Consider the following 16,922-nt stretch of genomic DNA (forward strand, 5'->3'; position numbering starts at 1 on the left):
TTTTGGATGCAGTTCCCAGGTTGAGCCCGGGGCTTTCACATCCAACTTAACAAACCACCTACGCGCGCTTTACGCCCAGTAATTCCGATTAACGCTTGCACCCTCTGTATTACCGCGGCTGCTGGCACAGAGTTAGCCGGTGCTTATTCTGTCGGTAACGTCAAAACAGCAAGGTATTCGCTTACTGCCCTTCCTCCCAACTTAAAGTGCTTTACAATCCGAAGACCTTCTTCACACACGCGGCATGGCTGGATCAGGCTTTCGCCCATTGTCCAATATTCCCCACTGCTGCCTCCCGTAGGAGTCTGGACCGTGTCTCAGTTCCAGTGTGACTGATCATCCTCTCAGACCAGTTACGGATCGTCGCCTTGGTGAGCCATTACCTCACCAACTAGCTAATCCGACCTAGGCTCATCTGATAGCGCAAGGCCCGAAGGTCCCCTGCTTTCTCCCGTAGGACGTATGCGGTATTAGCGTTCCTTTCGAAACGTTGTCCCCCACTACCAGGCAGATTCCTAGGCATTACTCACCCGTCCGCCGCTGAATCGAAGAGCAAGCTCTTCTCATCCGCTCGACTTGCATGTGTTAGGCCTGCCGCCAGCGTTCAATCTGAGCCATGATCAAACTCTTCAGTTCAATACTGCTTGGGTTTTTAAGAAACCCTAAACTTGGCTCAGCAATCTCAAATGACCACTATGATTTCTCATGTGGCCACTTGTGATGCTGATAATCTTGGCGACTATCAAACCGTACTCACAAGCACCCACACGAATTGCTTGATTCAATTTGTTAAAGAGCGGTTGGTTGAGCGTTTCGTCTCAACCGAGGCGCGCATTCTACGCTTTCCTCTGTGTCTGTCAAGCGTTTATTTCGAAGTATTTTGCGAGAAACTCGTTCAACTTCAAACACTTGACTCGCTTGCGATCTCTCGTAGCGGGAGGCGAATTCTACAGCGTTACAACCTGCTGTCAACTGCCTTTTTCACCGCTGGCGATCTTTCGATCGAAGCCCTTGCAGCACTTCTGAAACTTCTAACTCTTTGAAACTCAAGGAGTTTTCCGCTCCATCTACGCTGGAAGTGGGGCGCATTATAAGCGCTTACAGAAACCCGTCAACCTTTAAATTCAGCTCTTTGCATTTGGCCCTCACAAACAAAAGCGGGGAGGCCTTTCGGCCTCCCCGCTCTCTCTATACAGCCAAGCACTCTATATAGAAGCAGACATCACTCTGCTTTCAGCGAAACCCGCGCAAAGGCTTTCTTGCCTGCCTGACACACATGGGTCGCACCCAAGGCAAACACAAAGCTGCGATCAACCACTTCGCCATCAACCTTCACGCTACCCGCAGCCAGCAAGTCCCGCGCTGCAGCCGAGTTCTTCACTAGGCCAGCCTTGTTCAGGATTGCAGCAATCGGCATCGACTCGACAGCAGCGACCGTCACCTCAGGGATGTCCTCTGGCAGCTCACCATCCTTCATCCGATTACCAGCAGCGCGGTGCGCATTCGCCGCAGCCTCTTCGCCATGGAAGCGGGCGACGATCTCTTCCGCCAGCTTGATCTTGATGTCGCGCGGGTTGGCGCCCTGCTCGACATCGGCGCGGAACTGCTCGATCTCTTCCATGGAGCGGAAGCTCAGCAGCTCGAAGTAACGCCACATCAGCGAATCCGGGATCGACACCAGCTTGCTGTACATCACCCCCGGCGCTTCCTGGATACCGACATAGTTACCCAGCGACTTGGACATCTTCTTGACGCCGTCCAGGCCCTCGAGCAGCGGCATGGTCACGATGCTCTGTGCTTCCTGGCCGTAGGCACGCTGCAGCTCACGCCCCATCAGCAGGTTGAACTTCTGATCGGTACCGCCCAGCTCGACGTCGGACTTCAGCGCTACCGAGTCGTAGCCCTGCACCAGCGGGTAGAGGAATTCGTGGATCGCGATCGGCTGGTTGCTGGTGTAACGCTTGTCGAAGTCGTCACGCTCGAGCATCCGCGCCACGGTGTACTGCGACGACAGGCGAATGAAATCGGCGGGGCTCAGCTGGTCCATCCAGGTGGAGTTGAACGCGACTTCGGTCTTGGCCGGGTCGAGAATCTTGAACACCTGCTGTTTATAGGTCTCGGCATTGTCGAGGACCTGCTCGCGGGTCAGCGGCGGGCGGGTGGTGCTCTTGCCGCTTGGATCACCGATCATGCCGGTGAAATCGCCGATCAGGAAGATCACCTGATGCCCCAGCTCCTGGAACTGGCGCAGCTTGTTGATCAGGACCGTGTGCCCCAGGTGCAGATCCGGTGCGGTCGGGTCAAAGCCCGCCTTGATACGCAGCGGCTGACCGCGCTTGAGCTTTTCGACCAGCTCCGACTCGACCAATACCTCTTCCGCACCGCGCTTGATAAGCGCCAGCTGCTCTTCAACCGACTTCATAGAAAACCCGCAAGGCTCAGATTCAAAGGCAGCCAACCATACAAGATCGGCCATCAAATACAAGTTTGGCAACGAGATGTGACCCGAACGGGCGCTGTTGACGTCTATGCGCCCTTGCGCGAAACTGCTTTTGGTTATATTTTATACAGTTATTTCATCTTCATCATGTCATTCATCTTTCCTATTTCACTTTTTTCATTCACCTTTTCAAAGTCACCTTCCTATGCCTAAAGAAACGCCTAAAGCGCCGCCGCTTTATCCGAAAAGCCATCTGGTGGCCGCGAGCGGCATTGCCGCCCTCCTCAGCCTGGCCTTGCTGGTATTCCCTTCAAGCGAAGTCGAAGCCAAGAAAACCACCCTCAATCTCGAGCTGGAAACTCCCGCCGAGCAGCTCAAAGACGAAGCCAACGCAGCCCCCATGCTGCAGGCACCTGCCGAGCAAGCCTCGCCATTTGCCCAGATCGACAACGCCGCTACCCCGGCCGAGAACACCGCCAAGACCGAAGCACCGGTTGAAGCACCCAAGGCGCCAGGCCATCGTGAAGTGATCGTCGCCCGCGGCGACACCCTGTCGACCCTGTTCGCCAAGGTCGGCCTGCCGTCCAACGTGGTCCACGACGTGCTCGCCAGCGGCAAGCAAGCCAAGCAGTTCAGCCAGCTCAAGCATGGCCAGGTACTGCAGTTCGAGCTGGACAAAGACGGCCAGTTGACCACCCTGCACAGTAAGGTCAGCAACCTCGAAACCATTCGCCTGAGCAAGACCGACAAGGGTTACAGCTTCGAGCGCGAAGTCAGCAAACCGGTGGTGCGCACTGCCTATGCCCACGGCGTGATCAAGAGCTCGCTGTCGGCCTCGGCCCAGCGTGCCGGGCTGTCGCACAGCATGACCATGGACATGGCCCGTGTACTGGGCTACGACATCGACTTCGCACAGGACATCCGCCCTGGTGACGAATTCGACGTGGTCTACGAGCAGAAGGTCATGGACGGCAAGGTGGTCGGCACCGGCAATATCCTCTCGGCCCGCTTCACCAACCGCGGCAAGACCTACACCGCAGTGCGCTACACCAACAAACAAGGCAACACCAACTACTACACCGCTGACGGCAACAGCCTGCGCAAGGCGTTCATCCGTACTCCGGTGGATTTCGCCCGCATCAGCTCGCGCTTCTCCAATGGCCGCAAGCATCCAATCCTGAACAAGATTCGCGCACACAAGGGTGTCGACTACGCGGCCCCTCGCGGTACGCCGATCAAGGCTGCAGGCGATGGTCGTGTCGAACTGGCAGGCCGTCGTGGTGGTTACGGCAACACTGTGATCATTGCCCACGGCAACCGTTACAAGACCCTCTACGGCCACATGCAAGGCTTCGCCAAAGGCGTCAAGACCGGCAGCACGGTCAAGCAAGGGCAGATCATCGGCTATATCGGTACTACCGGCCTGTCGACCGGCCCACACTTGCACTACGAGTTCCAGGTAGGTGGTGTCCACGTCGATCCGCTGAGCCAGAAGGTGCCGATGGCTGATCCGATCGCCAAGTCCGAGCGCCAGCGCTTCCTCCAGCAAAGTCAGCCATTGGTTGCCCGCATGGACCAGGAAAAGGCCACCCTGCTCGCCGCGAACAAGCGCTGAGTCATGGCGCTCTATCTGGGAGTGATGTCCGGGACCAGCCTCGACGGCCTGGACATCGCCTTGATCGAACAGGGTGAGCAGCTGCGGCTGCTTGCCACCCACTACACCCCGATGCCCACCGATCTGCGCCAGCAGTTGCTGAGCCTGTGCGCCAGCGGCCCTGATGAAATAGCCCGCGCCTGCCTGGCCGAGAACAGCTGGGCCACCCTCGCCGCCGAGGGCATCGCGCAACTGCTGGACACACAAGGCCTGCAAGCTGATGACATTTGCGCTATCGGCAGCCACGGCCAGACCATCCGTCACGAGCCTGCACGCGGCTTCACCGTGCAGATTGGCAACCCGGCGTTACTGGCCGAGCTGACCGAGATTTGCGTAGTAGCAGACTTTCGTCGGCGCGATGTTGCCGCCGGCGGTCAGGGCGCGCCACTGGTGCCGGCCTTCCATGAATCGCTGTTCGGCCACCTTGGTCAGCGCCTGGCAGTACTCAATGTCGGCGGCTTCAGCAACCTCAGCCTGATCGGGCAGAACACGCCAGTGCACGGCTTCGACTGCGGCCCCGGCAACGTGCTGATGGATGCCTGGATCGAGCGCAAGCGCGGCCAGGCATATGACGCTGATGGCAATTGGGCGGCAAGCGGCGTGATCATTGAGCCACTGCTGAAACGCCTGTTGAGTGACCCGTTCTTCGCCGGCAGCGGCCCGAAAAGCACCGGTCGCGAGGTATTCAACCTGCCCTGGCTGCAAGCCCATCTGGCAGCATTGCCCGCCTGCCGCGACGAAGACGTGCAGGCCACGCTGCTCGAGCTGACTGCCCGCAGCATCATCGACTCGCTGAGCAATGCCCAGACCGCCACCGAGGCCCTGCTGGTGTGTGGCGGCGGTGCGCGCAATGGCGCCTTGATGCAGCGCCTGGCGCAGCTGTTGCCAGACGCTGAGGTCGCGAGTACCGCAGCCTATGGCGTCGATCCGGACTGGGTCGAGGCAATGGCCTTCGCCTGGCTGGCGCATTGCTGCCTGCAGGGCATCCCCGCCAATCGCCCCAGCGTTACCGCCGCCAAGGGCTTGCGCGTGCTCGGCGCTGTCTACCCCGCTTAACGCCCCCGCAGAATGCAAAACGCCGCGCAATTGCGCGGCGTTTTGCCAATCAGCCCTGCTTCAGATCGAGAACGAAGAACCGCAGCCACAAGTGGTGGTGGCGTTAGGGTTCTTAATCACGAAACGCGAGCCTTCCAGACCTTCCTGGTAATCGACTTCGGCGCCAGCCAGGTATTGGTAGCTCATTGGATCGACCACCAGCGCAACGCCTTCGCGCTCGACGATGGTGTCGTCGTCAGCCACTTCTTCATCGAAGGTGAAGCCGTACTGGAAGCCCGAACAGCCGCCGCCCGTCACGAACACGCGCAACTTCAGGCGAGCATTGCCCTCTTCGCTGACCAGGTTCTTCACCTTGCTTGCAGCACCTTGGGTGAACTGCAAAGCCGTGGGGGTGAAGGATTCGACGCTCATGTTGACTCTCCCGGCGCAGTGCCGCCATAAAACTCGATGGCGGCTATTATCCGCTTCTCCGAGAAAAATGGTCAACAATACGTAAGCAGCAGGCGACCCGCCTTACGCCGCAGCACAAGGCGGGTCACCGCGATCAAGGTAGCAAGCCGGCGTGGGACAAGCCCATGCGCTCGTCCAGGCCGAACAGGATGTTGAGGTTCTGGACCGCCTGCCCTGATGCGCCCTTGACCAGGTTGTCGATTACCGACAGCACCACCACCAAGTCACCACCCTGCGGCCGGTGTACGGCGATACGGCAGACGTTGGCGCCGCGCACACTGCGAGTTTCCGGGTGGCTGCCAGCCGGCATTACATCGACGAACGGTTCATCGGCGTAGCGTTTTTCGAACAAGGCCTGCAGGTCGACCGACTTGTCGACGACATTTGCGTACAGCGTGGCGTGAATACCGCGGATCATCGGTGTCAGGTGCGGGACGAAGGTCAGGCCGATGTCCTGGCCAGCAGCCAGACGCAGGCCCTGGCTGATTTCCGGCAGGTGACGATGCCCTTTGACCGCATAGGCCTTCATGCTTTCGCCCGATTCGCAGAACAGCGAACCGACCGCAGCGCCACGCCCCGCACCACTGACCCCGGACTTGCAGTCGGCGATCAAGCGCGATGGATCGGCCAGGCCAGCTTCGAGCAACGGCAACAGACCAAGCTGGGTAGCGGTTGGATAGCAGCCCGGCACAGCGATCAGACGTGCCTGACGGATCTTCTCGCGGTTCACCTCAGGCAAACCATAGACCGCATCCTTGAGCAGCTCCGGCGCACCGTGCGGCTGGCCGTACCACTTGCCCCACTCGACCGCGTCCTGCAGGCGGAAGTCAGCCGACAGGTCGATAACTCGGGTACCGGCCGCCAGCAACTCGCCAGCCAGGGCGTGGGCAACGCCGTGCGGGGTGGCAAAGAACACCACGTCACAGGCCGCCAGGGCCTTGCTGTCGGGTACGCTGAAGGCCAGGCCGTCGTAATGACCACGCAGGTTCGGGTACATATCGGCCACTGCCACACCGGCTTCCGAGCGCGAGGTGATGACCGCGACTTCGGCCTGAGGATGCTGCGCCAGCAGACGCAACAGTTCGACCCCGGTGTAACCCGTGCCGCCGACGATACCGACCTTGATCATAACGCTTGCCCCTTATCAACGATGCGACTGGAAAGCGCACGATGATAGGGCTGCCAGCCGTCTGTAACAACTCTTGGGATGCGCCGGCAGGTGCTTCACCACTACTATCCGACCACCGTGAAAACCTGAAGGAACACCCTCCATGCTTTACCTATGGATCAAAGCGCTGCACATCGTCAGCGTGGTCTGCTGGTTCGCCGGCCTGTTTTACCTGCCACGGCTGTTCGTCTATCACGCGCAAAGCGAGGACAGCACCAGCCAGGAGCGCTTCACCGTGATGGAGCGCAAGCTGTATCGCGGCATCATGAACCCGGCGATGATCGCCACCTTCGTGTTCGGCATCTGGATGCTCTACCTGACCCCAGGCTGGCTCAGCCAGGGCTGGATGCATGCCAAGCTGACGCTGGTAATCCTGCTGACCGGCTACCATCACATGTGCGGCGCTCAGCGCAAACGCTTCGCGGCCGGCACCAACAAGCGCAGCCATGTGTTCTACCGCTGGTTCAACGAGGTACCGGTACTGCTGCTGTTGGCGATTGTCATTCTGGTGGTGGTCAAACCGTTCTGACCCGCTGGGGCGCTGTAGCAAAAGGCAACACCTCTGTTGGCCACGCTGTACACTAGCGCCCCTTTCCGTCGCCCCAGGAGCCGCGCATGACCCGTTACGCCATGATCACCGGTGCTTCCAGCGGCCTGGGCCTGGCCCTGGCGGAAGCCCTGGCGCGGCGTGGCCGTAGCCTGATCCTGGTGGCGCGCCATCGCGAAACCCTCGAACCGCTGGCAATCGAGCTGGCTCAGCGCTTTGGCGTCGAGGTGCTGCTGCGTGCCTGCGACCTCAGCCAGCCGCTGCGCCTGTCGGGCTTTGTGCTTGAGCTGGAAGAAGGCGAGCGGCGCATTGACCTGCTGGTCAACTGCGCCGGACAACGCACCTATGGCCCGTTTCTGGCCCACGAGTGGGCTGACGAACAAGACCTGCTCGAGGTCAACATCCTCGCCCTGACCCGCCTGTGCCACGCCATTGGCAACCTGATGGCGATCCAGGGCGGCGGGCAGATTCTCAACGTTGCTTCGCTGGCAGCTGTGGCCCCCGGCCCGTGGATGGCCTGCTATGCCGCGAGCAAGGCGTATGTGCTGAGCTTTTCCGAAGCCCTGCGCGAAGAGCTTGGCCGTACCGGCATCAAGGTCTCGGTGCTGTGTCCAGGCCCAGTACGCTCGGCACTGCGCAAGATCCCCAGGCTGGACAACAGCCAGCGCTGCCTGAGCGCCGAAGAAGTGGCGTTGTATACCGTCCGCGCACTGGACAAGAACCGCCTGCTGATCATGCCCGGTCGGCGCAATCGCTGGCTGGCGAGGCTGCCACGCCTCCTGCCGCGTTGGTTGACGCGCAAGCTGGCCGGCTTGATCAATCGCCGTTACTGCCCGCTCGAAGCGCAATAGCACTGTGCGCGCAGCGCCGTGCTGGGTACACTCAGCTCGGACCCTGACCATGGAGCAAGTGCTGTGGAGACTCTCTTCACCAAGATCATCAACCGGGAAATCCCGGCCAAGATCATCTACGAGGATGACCAGGTTCTGGCCTTCCACGATATCGCCCCGCAGGCGCCGGTACATTTTCTGGTTATCCCGAAAAAGCCGATCCGCACCCTCAACGACCTGACCGAAGAGGACAAGGCCGTCGCCGGCCATATCCTCTTCACCGCGCAGCGTCTGGCCAAGGAGCTGGGTTGCGAGGACGGTTTCCGCGTAGTCATGAACTGCAACGAACTGGGCGGCCAAACGGTCTACCATATTCACATGCACGTGCTCGGCCAGCGCCAGATGCACTGGCCACCGGGCTGATCCAAGGCAAGCCCCGGCCAGGGGTTTGCGGTAAACTGTCGGGCATCACTCTTGCGGAGGTGCCCGATGGCTACCGAACGTCACTATTCGCCGCTCGACCGCTTGTTGCTGCAGGCCGATACCGCCATGCGCACCTTGCTCCCTTTCAGCGGCCAACCTGCCCGCCCTTCTCCTGCAATCATCCAGCCCGACGCTGACCTGGACGACGCGCAAACGCGCCATGTCGCCGGTTTGATGCGCATCAATCACACGGGTGAAGTCTGCGCCCAGGCGTTGTACCAGGGGCAATCGCTGACCGCCCGCCTGCCTCAGGTGCGCAAAGCGATGGAACATGCAGCCGAAGAAGAGATCGACCACCTGGCCTGGTGCGAGCAGCGTATTCGCCAACTCGGCAGCCATCCCAGTGTGCTCAACCCATTGTTCTACGGCATGTCGTTCGGCATCGGCGCAATCGCCGGGCTGGTCAGCGACAAGGTCAGCCTTGGCTTCGTTGCGGCAACCGAGCATCAGGTCTGCAAGCATCTGGATGAACACCTCGAGCAGTTGCCCAGCGAAGATGAAAAATCCCGAGCCATTCTCGAGCAGATGCGGGTCGATGAAGAGCACCATGCCGACGCGGCACTGGAAGCCGGCGGCTATCGCTTCCCGGCGCCCGTGCGCTTTGGCATGAGCCTGATGGCCAAGGTCATGACCAAAAGCACCTACCGTATCTAGGAATACACAGATGACCGAACGTTTCGATGCCAAGGATCTGGCGCGTGCGGTCGACGCCGGTATTCTGCAACCCGGCCAGGATCAGGCGCTGCTGAGTTTTCTGCGGCGCCAGCCAGTTGTCCAGGCAAGCTTCCAACTGGCGCATGTAGCGTTCTACCTCGGCGGCCTGCTGATCATGGCCGCCATGGGCTGGCTGCTGACCGAGGCCTGGATGAGCATCGGTGATTCTGCGCTGCTGGCTATCGCCCTGCTGTATATCGCCGTATTGACCATATCAGCCCTGGCCCTGCAACGGCGCCAGCAGCTTGTGCCTGCCGGCGTGCTCGGCGCAGTGGCGGTGAGCATTGTGCCGCTGAGTGTGTTTGCTCTCCAGCGCTTGCTGGGCTGGTGGCCGCTGGACGACACTCAGGTCGACTTCCATCAGTACTACACCAACGTGCAAGCCGGCTGGCTGCTGATGGAGGCCGCGACGGTGCTCGCCGGCGTGCTGATGCTGCGCCTGATTGCCTTCCCGTTCATCGTCATGCCGATCGCCGTGGCGCTGTGGTTCATGTCGATGGACCTGACCGAGTGGATATACGGCGCGCCGTTCAGCTGGGAGCAGCGGCGCCTGGTCTCGGTCTGGTTCGGCCTGGGCGTGCTGCTGCTGAGCATCGTGGTCGATGGACGCACGCGCAAGGACTACGCCTTCTGGGGTTACCTGGCTGGCCTGGCAGCGTTCTGGGGTGGATTGACCCTGCTCGACAGCGGCAGCGAATGGGGCAAAGCCATGTATGGCTTGATCAACCTGGGCCTGATGGGCCTGGCGGTGCTGCTGCGACGGCCGATCTTCATGGTGTTCGGCGCCATGGGCGTGGCGGCCTACCTGGGCTACCTGTCCTATCAGGTGTTTGCCGACTCGCTGTTGTTCCCGCTGCTGCTGACCTTGATCGGCCTCGGCGTGATCGGTCTGGGCCTTGTCTACCAAAAGCATCGTGAAAAGCTCAGTGCCAGCTTGCGCGGCAACTTGCCCGAACGCCTGCTCACGCTGTTACCCGGGCTGCGCCGATAATGTCGAGAGTTGCCCGGCGCCTGCTGCAAAGTCTGGGCTTGCCGTTGATGGCCTACCTGTTCATATGCCTGATGACCGCGCAAATCCGGCAAGCGAGCTTCAGTCTCACGCTACCCAGCCTGGGCGAACCCGACAGCAACAGTGCACTTGAACTGCTGCTGTTGAGCCTGCCGGGACAGTTACTGTTTGTGCTGGCGGGCTGCTTTACTCACAGACGCCGACTGCTGATTGGCGTCTTCTTGCTGGCGGCCAGCATCACGGCACTGTTGCAGTGCCTGGTGTTTGCCCAATGCTTCGGCACCACGTGGAGCACCGCCGAGACTTTCATCCTGCTGGCCAGCAATGCACCAGCACTGCTGCTGGCGCTGGTGCCCGGGCTGGCCTTGGTCTACAACACGGAACAACTCAGCCGAGTTCGACGATCTCATAGCTGTGGGTGATTTCCACACCTGCGCGGCCGAGCATGATCGACGCCGAGCAGTACTTCTCTGCTGACAGCTCGACAGCGCGCTTGACCTGCGCTTCCTTGAGGCCGCGACCCTTGACCACGAAGTTGAGGTGGATCTTGGTGAACACCTTCGGATCTTCGTCAGCGCGCTCGGCGTCGAGGAATGCTTCGCAGCTCTCCACTGCCTGGCGCGATTTCTTCAGAATGCTGACCACGTCGAAGTTGCTGCAGCCACCGAGGCCGAGCAGGAGCATCTCCATCGGCCGCACGCCAAGGTTGCGCCCACCGGCTTCGGGCGGACCGTCCATGACCACGACATGGCCGCTACCCGATTCACCGAGGAACATGGCTTCACCGGCCCATTGGATGCGTGCCTTCATGCTTGTCGACTCCAGATACGTAGAAAGGGTGCCAGCTTAAGCCTTGTGAGCCCGTCGGAAAAGCTCAACTCAACACGCATCGCTGCCGATACACTGGGCAGCGCCTGATAAGCTGGCGCCAAATGACTGGCGCGGCCTGCCAGCCGATCCGAAAAGCCTCTGTATCGCATCGAACAGGATGTCCTGATGGTTGTGTCCGCCCTCTCCGCCAAGATCAAGAACATCGACAAGTTGCTGGTGCACTGCCAGCGCCGCCGGTTTGCCGCCAAGAGCGATATCCTTTGTGCCGGCGACCGGGCTGAGACCTTGTCGTTCATCATCAAAGGTTCGGTCACCGTGATCATCGAAGATGACGAGGACCGCGAGATGATCATCGCCTACCTCAACGATGGCGACTTCTTTGGTGAGCTGGGCTTGTTCGAGCCAGTCGGCAAGGAGCAGTATCGCAGCGCCTGGGTGCGGGCCAAGACCGAATGCGAAGTGGCCGAGATCAGCTACGAGAAATTCCGCGAGGTCGCCCGCCTCGACCCGGACATTCTCTACGCCTTGGGCAGCCAGATGGCCCAGCGCCTGCGCAACACCACGCGCAAGGTCGGCGACCTGGCGTTCTTCGATGTCACCGGGCGCGTCGCCCGCTGCCTGCTCGACTTGTGCAAGCAGCCCGATGCCATGACTCATCCAGACGGCATGCAGATCAAGATCACCCGCCAGGAGATCGGGCGGATTGTGGGTTGTTCACGGGAGATGGTCGGCCGCGTCCTCAAGGATCTGGAGGAGCGCAGCCTGGTTCAGGTCAAGGGCAAAACCATGGTGGTCTACGGTACCCGTTAATCCTTGGGCAAACCGGCGATCACCTCAGCATAGGCGGCGGACAGGCGCTCGAACCAGGGCACTGCCGGCGCCACTTCATGCAGGGCGATATGACTGTCGGCGCGGCAGTGCTGATCAATGCCGCAGCACTGGTTGAAGCGGTTGACCGCCGCCACCATCGACTCGCGCTGGTCATCCAGCAGCAGGGCGCCATGCACCAGCACTACCGGGCGCTTGCCGCCCAGGCCCTGGCGCCAGCGCTGAGCAGTGCCGACCAGCTTGCGCCCGTTGAGGTTGACGTTGTAACGGCCATCGCAAAACGCGCCATCGATCTCGCCCAGCGAAGCCACCCCGCCCCATTCCCGCAGAACCTCACACAGCGGCCGACACAAGCGCTCGTAGGCGTTCTCGATACGGCCATGGTCGCCTTCGCTACGCGGGGCAACATACACCAGCGCGACGTTGACCGTTGCATGCGATTGCGGCACCGGTTCGCCGCCAGTCTCGCGTAGCAGCACCGGCCACCCGCCGATGGCCAGTTCGGCGCAGGCAACTTCAAAGTTCTCTTGTCGGCTCAGCCGCCGCGGCATCACCAGCGCCTGATCGGTCGGGCGCCAGAACAGCACGCCGGCCTCGGCATCGCCGCGGCACACGGCGGCGAGCAGGTCCTGCTCTGCTTGCAGGCCCTGCGCGACGGTCAGGGCCAGAGGTTGTTCGCTCATCAGGATGCCACCTTTTAGCCACCACGTAGAAACAACGAAGCCGGCAATGGCCGGCTTCAAGGTCAATCAGTCCAGTTCCTGAACCACGTTCTGTACCGGCCGCTGCGGGAAAAACAGCCGCTGCAATTCCTGCCCCGGTTGCTCTGCGCGCATGAACGCTTCGCCAACCAGGAACGAGTACACCCCGTTGATTTCCATCAGCTCGACATCGGCCCGGTTGAAGATTCCGCTCTCGGTGATCGCCAGGCGCTCGCGAGGAATCCGCGGCAGCAGGTCGAGGGTGGTTTCCAGGCTGACGTCAAAGGTGTGCAGGTTACGGTTGTTGACCCCGACCAGTGGTGTGTCGAGGGTGTTCAAGGCCCGCTCCAGCTCGTCGCCGTCATGCACTTCGACTAGCACATCCAGGCCGACCGACTTGGCCACAGCGGCCAGTTCGGCCATGCGCACATCATCCAGCGCTGAGACGATCAGCAGCACGCAATCGGCACCCAACGCACGGGCTTCGACGATCTGGTACGGATCGATCATGAAGTCCTTGCGGATCACCGGCAGCGTGCAGGCCGCGCGGGCCTGCTGCAGGTAGGCATCGGCGCCCTGGAAATAGTCGATATCGGTCAGCACCGACAGGCAGGTCGCGCCGCCCTTCTCGTAACTGACGGCGATGTCGGCCGGGGCGAAGTTTTCGCGGATCACGCCCTTGCTCGGTGAGGCCTTCTTGATTTCGGCAATAACCGCAGGCTGCTTGCGTCTGGCCTGCTCGATCAACGCATTGGCAAAACCACGCGGCGCATCAGCAGCCTTGGCCAGTTGCTCGAGCTCGGCCAGGCTGACCCGGGCACGGCGCTCGGCGACTTCCTCGACCTTGCGGGCGAGGATATTTTCCAGCACGGTCGGCACGCTCATGCTTCGTTCTCCTGCTTGAATACGGCGGTAAAGGCGCCCAGTTCCTGGAGTTTTTCCCAGGCCAGGCCGGTGTGCAATACATCGCTGGCAAGCTCTACGCCCTGCGCCAGGGTCATTGCATGGTCTGCTGCGTACAGTGCGGCGCCCGCATTGAGCACGATCATCTCGGCAGCCTTCTGGCCGTTTTCGGTCTTGCGCCGGCCCAAGGCATCGCGGATCAGTTCATACGAGGCCTGCGGGTTTTCCACCGCCAGGCCATGCAGGCTCTGGCTCTTCATGCCGAGGTCTTCGGGCTCGACCCAATACTCGCTGATCTCACCTTTTTTCAGCTCGGCAACAAAGGTCGGCGCTGCCAGGCTGAACTCATCCAGGCCATCCTTGGAGTGCACCACCAGCACGTGCTTGCTGCCCAGACGCTGCAGCACCTCGGCCAGCGGCCGGCACAACGCCTGAGAAAACACGCCGACCACCTGGTGTTTCACCCCGGCCGGATTCGTAAGCGGGCCGAGCATGTTGAACAGGGTACGCAGGCCCAGCTCGCGACGCGGGCCAGCGGTGTACTTCATGGCTTTGTGATGACTCTGCGCGAACATGAAGCCGATGCCCAGGCTGTCGATGCAGCGGGCAACCTGCACTGGCGTCAGGTTCAGGTAGATCCCGGCTGCCTCGAGCAGGTCGGCACTGCCACTTTTGCCCGAGACTGCGCGGTTGCCATGTTTGGCCACCTTGCAGCCAGCCGCGGCGAGCACAAACGACGCTGCCGTGGACACGTTGAAGATATTCGCACCATCACCGCCAGTACCGACCACGTCGACCACGCCGTCGAGGCTTTCCAGCTCGACCTTGTCTGCCAGCTCACGCATGACCGACACCGCGCCGACGATTTCGTCGATGCTCTCGCTCTTCATGCGCATGCCCATCAGGAATGCACCGATCTGCGCCTCGCTGCACTGACCGGTCATGATCTGGCGCATGACGTCGCTCATTTCTGCAGTCGACAGGTCCAGGTGGCCAACGATACGGCTCAATGCGCTTTTGATATCCATGCTCGAATCCTTAACGGCGGCCGCCGGTCTGCTTGAGGAAGTTGGCGAACAGCTCGTGGCCCTGCTCGGTAAGAATCGACTCGGGGTGGAACTGCACCCCTTCGATGTTCAAGGTCTTGTGACGCAGGCCCATGATTTCATCCACAGAGCCATCGTCGTGGGCAGTCCAGGCGGTCACCTCGAGGCACTCGGGCAGGGTCTCGCGCTTGACCACCAAAGAATGGTAGCGGGTCACCGTGAGTGGATTGTTCAGTTCGGCAAACACGCCCAGGTCGCGATGATGGACCGGGCTGGTCTTGCCGTGCATCACCTGGCGAGCGCGGACTACGTCGCCGCCAAAGGCCTGGCCGATCGACTGGTGGCCAAGGCAAACGCCAAGAATCGGCAGCTTGCCGGCAAAATGCAGAACGGCCTCGATCGACACGCCGGCTTCGCTCGGGGTGCACGGGCCAGGTGAAACCACGATGCGCTCGGGGTTGAGTGCTTCGATCTGGGCGATGGTCATCTCGTCATTGCGGATGACCTTGACCTCAGCCCCCAACTCGCCAAAGTACTGGACGACGTTGTAGGTGAAGGAGTCATAGTTGTCGATCATCAGTAACATGTGCGGCAAACCTCTAGAAGACTGACTTCTGATTCGAACCTTGCGCTTGCGCTTCCAGGCGCGGGTCATCCCGCACGGGGCGCTGGGTCAAGCACAAGGCAGGCAGATGGAGCGAGGCCGCGTGGCGGCCAGCCAACTCAACACATCAACGCGACGGGGTCTGTTCCGCCAGGGCTACGGCGCGGAACATCGCGCGGCGCTTGTTGATGGTTTCTTCCCACTCCAGTGCAGGCACCGAATCAGCAACGATACCGCCACCGGCCTGAACATGCAGTTCGCCATCCTTGATCACCGCTGTACGAATGGCGATCGCGGTGTCCATGTTGCCGTTCCAGGCAAAGTAACCGACTGCGCCGCCATACACGCCACGCTTGACCGGCTCGAGCTCGTCGATGATTTCCATGGCACGGATCTTCGGCGCGCCGGACAAGGTCCCGGCCGGCAGGATCGCCCGCAGTGCATCCATTGCAGTCAAGCCCTCGGCCAATTGGCCGGTGACGTTGGAGACGATGTGCATGACGTTGGAATAGCGCTCGATCACCATCTTCTCGGTCAGGCGCACGCTGCCGGTTGCCGAAACACGGCCGACATCGTTGCGGCCCAGGTCGATCAGCATCAGGTGCTCGGCAATTTCCTTGGCGTCGGACAGCAGGTCGTCTTCCAGCGCGCGGTCGGCTTCTTCGTTGGCACCGCGTGGGCGGGTGCCGGCGATTGGGCGCACGGTGACCAGGTTGTCTTCGACCCGCACCAGCACTTCCGGCGAACTGCCGACGACATGGAAGTCACCGAAGTTGAAGAAGTACATATAAGGCGTCGGGTTGAAGCAGCGCAGCGCGCGATAAAGGTCGATGGGCGCGGCCTTGAAGTCGATCGACATGCGCTGCGACGGCACCACCTGCATGCAGTCGCCGGCGAGGATGTACTCCTTGACCGTATCGACCGCACGCTCGTAATCGTCCTGGGTGAAGCTTGAACGGAATGCCGGTTCGGCAGCCATCGGCCCGCTCAGGTCAAGGCCGCGACGTGGCGTGATCGGCTCGCGCAGCTTGGCCAGCAGCGCCTGCAGGCGCGCCTGGCCCTGTTCGAGGGCGTCTTCGGCAGACGGGTCGACAAGCACGATCGCGTGCATCTTGCCGGCCAGGTTGTCGAACACCACTACTGCGTCCGAGACCATCAGCAGAATGTCCGGCACACCCAGTGGGTCCGGGTTCGGGCAGGCGCCCAGGCGTTTTTCCACATAACGCACGCAGTCGTAACCGAAGTAGCCGACCAGGCCGCCATTGAAGCGCGGCAGGCCGGCGATATCGGCAACCTGGTAACGCTCTTTGAACGCTTCGACGAAAGCCAGCGGGTCTTCCACCTCGTGGCTTTCTACCTCGACACCGTCTTCAAGGATGCTCACCTGATAGCCGTGTACGCGCAGCACCGTGCGCGATGGCAGGCCGATCATCGAGTAACGGCCCCACTTCTCGCCGCCCTGAACGGATTCGAGCAGATACGAGTTGGCCTGATCAGCCAGCTTCAGGTAGATCGACAGCGGCGTGTCGAAGTCGGCCAGGGTTTCGCAGGCCAAAGGAATGCGGTTGTAGCCAGCAGCGGCCAGACGCAGGAATTCTTCGCGGGTCATGAGTAGCCTCGGAGCAAGAGCAATGGGGTCAGGCAAACGGACGGGCCGG

At 61.1% G+C, this 16,922-nt stretch carries 19 protein-coding genes and 1 rRNA gene (1 of these 20 only partly in view); 10 read left to right on the forward strand and 10 right to left on the reverse strand.

The features are described from left to right. Positions 1-636, reverse strand: a 16S ribosomal RNA gene (locus K3F44_RS17195) (it extends 901 nt beyond the left edge of the window). A 50-nt stretch (positions 637-686) separates the two neighbouring features. Between K3F44_RS17195 and K3F44_RS17200 the strand changes: the two genes are divergently transcribed. Continuing rightward, complete coding sequence (locus tag K3F44_RS17200; protein WP_220632643.1) at positions 687-1,043, forward strand: hypothetical protein; 357 nt, start codon at positions 687-689, stop codon at positions 1,041-1,043. Between the two features lie 179 nt (positions 1,044-1,222). Here K3F44_RS17200 and tyrS read toward each other — a convergent pair whose 3' ends face one another. Beyond that, entirely contained in the window at positions 1,223-2,422 is a 1,200-nt protein-coding gene (gene tyrS / locus K3F44_RS17205) for a tyrosine--tRNA ligase (protein WP_101322357.1), read from the reverse strand. 223 nt (positions 2,423-2,645) lie between these two features. Between tyrS and K3F44_RS17210 the strand changes: the two genes are divergently transcribed. Together K3F44_RS17210 and K3F44_RS17215 are read left to right on the forward strand one after the other, a co-directional pair. Next, complete coding sequence (locus K3F44_RS17210; protein ID WP_181107977.1) at positions 2,646-4,055, forward strand: peptidoglycan DD-metalloendopeptidase family protein; 1,410 nt, start codon at positions 2,646-2,648, stop codon at positions 4,053-4,055. A gap of 3 nt (positions 4,056-4,058) precedes the next feature. Continuing rightward, positions 4,059-5,150, forward strand: a complete 1,092-nt coding sequence (locus tag K3F44_RS17215) for an anhydro-N-acetylmuramic acid kinase (RefSeq protein ID WP_220632644.1) — start codon at positions 4,059-4,061, stop codon at positions 5,148-5,150. A 60-nt stretch (positions 5,151-5,210) separates the two neighbouring features. Here K3F44_RS17215 and erpA read toward each other — a convergent pair whose 3' ends face one another. Next, positions 5,211-5,561, reverse strand: coding sequence for an iron-sulfur cluster insertion protein ErpA (gene erpA / locus K3F44_RS17220; RefSeq protein WP_101322360.1), 351 nt, complete (start codon positions 5,559-5,561; stop codon positions 5,211-5,213). 133 nt (positions 5,562-5,694) lie between these two features. Continuing rightward, entirely contained in the window at positions 5,695-6,729 is a 1,035-nt protein-coding gene (argC, locus tag K3F44_RS17225; RefSeq protein ID WP_101322361.1) for an N-acetyl-gamma-glutamyl-phosphate reductase, read from the reverse strand. Between the two features lie 142 nt (positions 6,730-6,871). On the opposite strand from argC, the gene hemJ reads away from it, so the two are divergent. From hemJ to K3F44_RS17255, 6 genes are all read left to right on the forward strand, one after another. Further along, on the forward strand, positions 6,872-7,297 hold the full coding sequence (gene hemJ / locus K3F44_RS17230; protein WP_101322362.1) for a protoporphyrinogen oxidase HemJ: 426 nt from the start codon (positions 6,872-6,874) through the stop codon (positions 7,295-7,297). 86 nt (positions 7,298-7,383) lie between these two features. Further along, positions 7,384-8,166 carry an SDR family oxidoreductase gene (locus K3F44_RS17235; protein ID WP_220632645.1) on the forward strand — a complete coding sequence of 261 codons (783 nt, stop codon included), beginning with the start codon at positions 7,384-7,386 and terminating at the stop codon, positions 8,164-8,166. Positions 8,167-8,229: 63 nt separating this feature from the next. Continuing rightward, on the forward strand, positions 8,230-8,568 hold the full coding sequence (locus tag K3F44_RS17240; protein ID WP_220632646.1) for a histidine triad nucleotide-binding protein: 339 nt from the start codon (positions 8,230-8,232) through the stop codon (positions 8,566-8,568). A 66-nt stretch (positions 8,569-8,634) separates the two neighbouring features. Continuing rightward, the gene (gene coq7 / locus K3F44_RS17245; protein ID WP_101322365.1) at positions 8,635-9,282 is read left to right on the forward strand and encodes a 2-polyprenyl-3-methyl-6-methoxy-1,4-benzoquinone monooxygenase; all 648 of its coding nucleotides are present in this window, start codon (positions 8,635-8,637) and stop codon (positions 9,280-9,282) included. A 10-nt stretch (positions 9,283-9,292) separates the two neighbouring features. Further along, on the forward strand, positions 9,293-10,333 hold the full coding sequence (locus K3F44_RS17250; RefSeq protein WP_220632647.1) for a DUF2157 domain-containing protein: 1,041 nt from the start codon (positions 9,293-9,295) through the stop codon (positions 10,331-10,333). Between the two features lie 47 nt (positions 10,334-10,380). Next, complete coding sequence (locus K3F44_RS17255; RefSeq protein ID WP_224785546.1) at positions 10,381-10,773, forward strand: hypothetical protein; 393 nt, start codon at positions 10,381-10,383, stop codon at positions 10,771-10,773. Here the strand turns inward: K3F44_RS17255 and K3F44_RS17260 are convergent. Next, positions 10,739-11,161, reverse strand: coding sequence for an OsmC family protein (locus K3F44_RS17260; RefSeq protein WP_150572886.1), 423 nt, complete (start codon positions 11,159-11,161; stop codon positions 10,739-10,741). The two genes, K3F44_RS17255 and K3F44_RS17260, sit on opposite strands and share 35 nt — an antisense overlap. A gap of 186 nt (positions 11,162-11,347) precedes the next feature. On the opposite strand from K3F44_RS17260, the gene crp reads away from it, so the two are divergent. Beyond that, positions 11,348-11,992 carry a cAMP-activated global transcriptional regulator CRP gene (crp, locus tag K3F44_RS17265; RefSeq protein WP_188036771.1) on the forward strand — a complete coding sequence of 215 codons (645 nt, stop codon included), beginning with the start codon at positions 11,348-11,350 and terminating at the stop codon, positions 11,990-11,992. On the opposite strand, the gene K3F44_RS17270 is transcribed toward crp, so the two are convergent. The 5 genes from K3F44_RS17270 to trpE form a co-directional block, all read right to left on the reverse strand. Continuing rightward, positions 11,989-12,693: a lipoyl protein ligase domain-containing protein gene (locus K3F44_RS17270; protein ID WP_220632648.1), complete on the reverse strand. Its 705-nt coding sequence runs from the start codon at positions 12,691-12,693 to the stop codon at positions 11,989-11,991. The two genes, crp and K3F44_RS17270, sit on opposite strands and share 4 nt — an antisense overlap. A gap of 66 nt (positions 12,694-12,759) precedes the next feature. Beyond that, positions 12,760-13,596, reverse strand: a complete 837-nt coding sequence (trpC, locus tag K3F44_RS17275; RefSeq protein ID WP_101322370.1) for an indole-3-glycerol phosphate synthase TrpC — start codon at positions 13,594-13,596, stop codon at positions 12,760-12,762. Beyond that, the gene (trpD, locus tag K3F44_RS17280; RefSeq protein ID WP_101322371.1) at positions 13,593-14,642 is read right to left on the reverse strand and encodes an anthranilate phosphoribosyltransferase; all 1,050 of its coding nucleotides are present in this window, start codon (positions 14,640-14,642) and stop codon (positions 13,593-13,595) included. Before trpD ends, trpC begins: the two co-directional genes overlap by 4 nt. Positions 14,643-14,652: 10 nt before the next feature. Then, entirely contained in the window at positions 14,653-15,246 is a 594-nt protein-coding gene (locus K3F44_RS17285) for an aminodeoxychorismate/anthranilate synthase component II (protein WP_220632649.1), read from the reverse strand. Between the two features lie 145 nt (positions 15,247-15,391). Then, positions 15,392-16,873, reverse strand: coding sequence for an anthranilate synthase component I (trpE, locus tag K3F44_RS17290; RefSeq protein WP_220632650.1), 1,482 nt, complete (start codon positions 16,871-16,873; stop codon positions 15,392-15,394). Positions 16,874-16,922: the final 49 nt, after the last annotated feature.

Source organism: Pseudomonas sp. S07E 245, assembly GCF_019599025.1.
Lineage (GTDB): Bacteria > Pseudomonadota > Gammaproteobacteria > Pseudomonadales > Pseudomonadaceae > Aquipseudomonas > Aquipseudomonas shirazensis.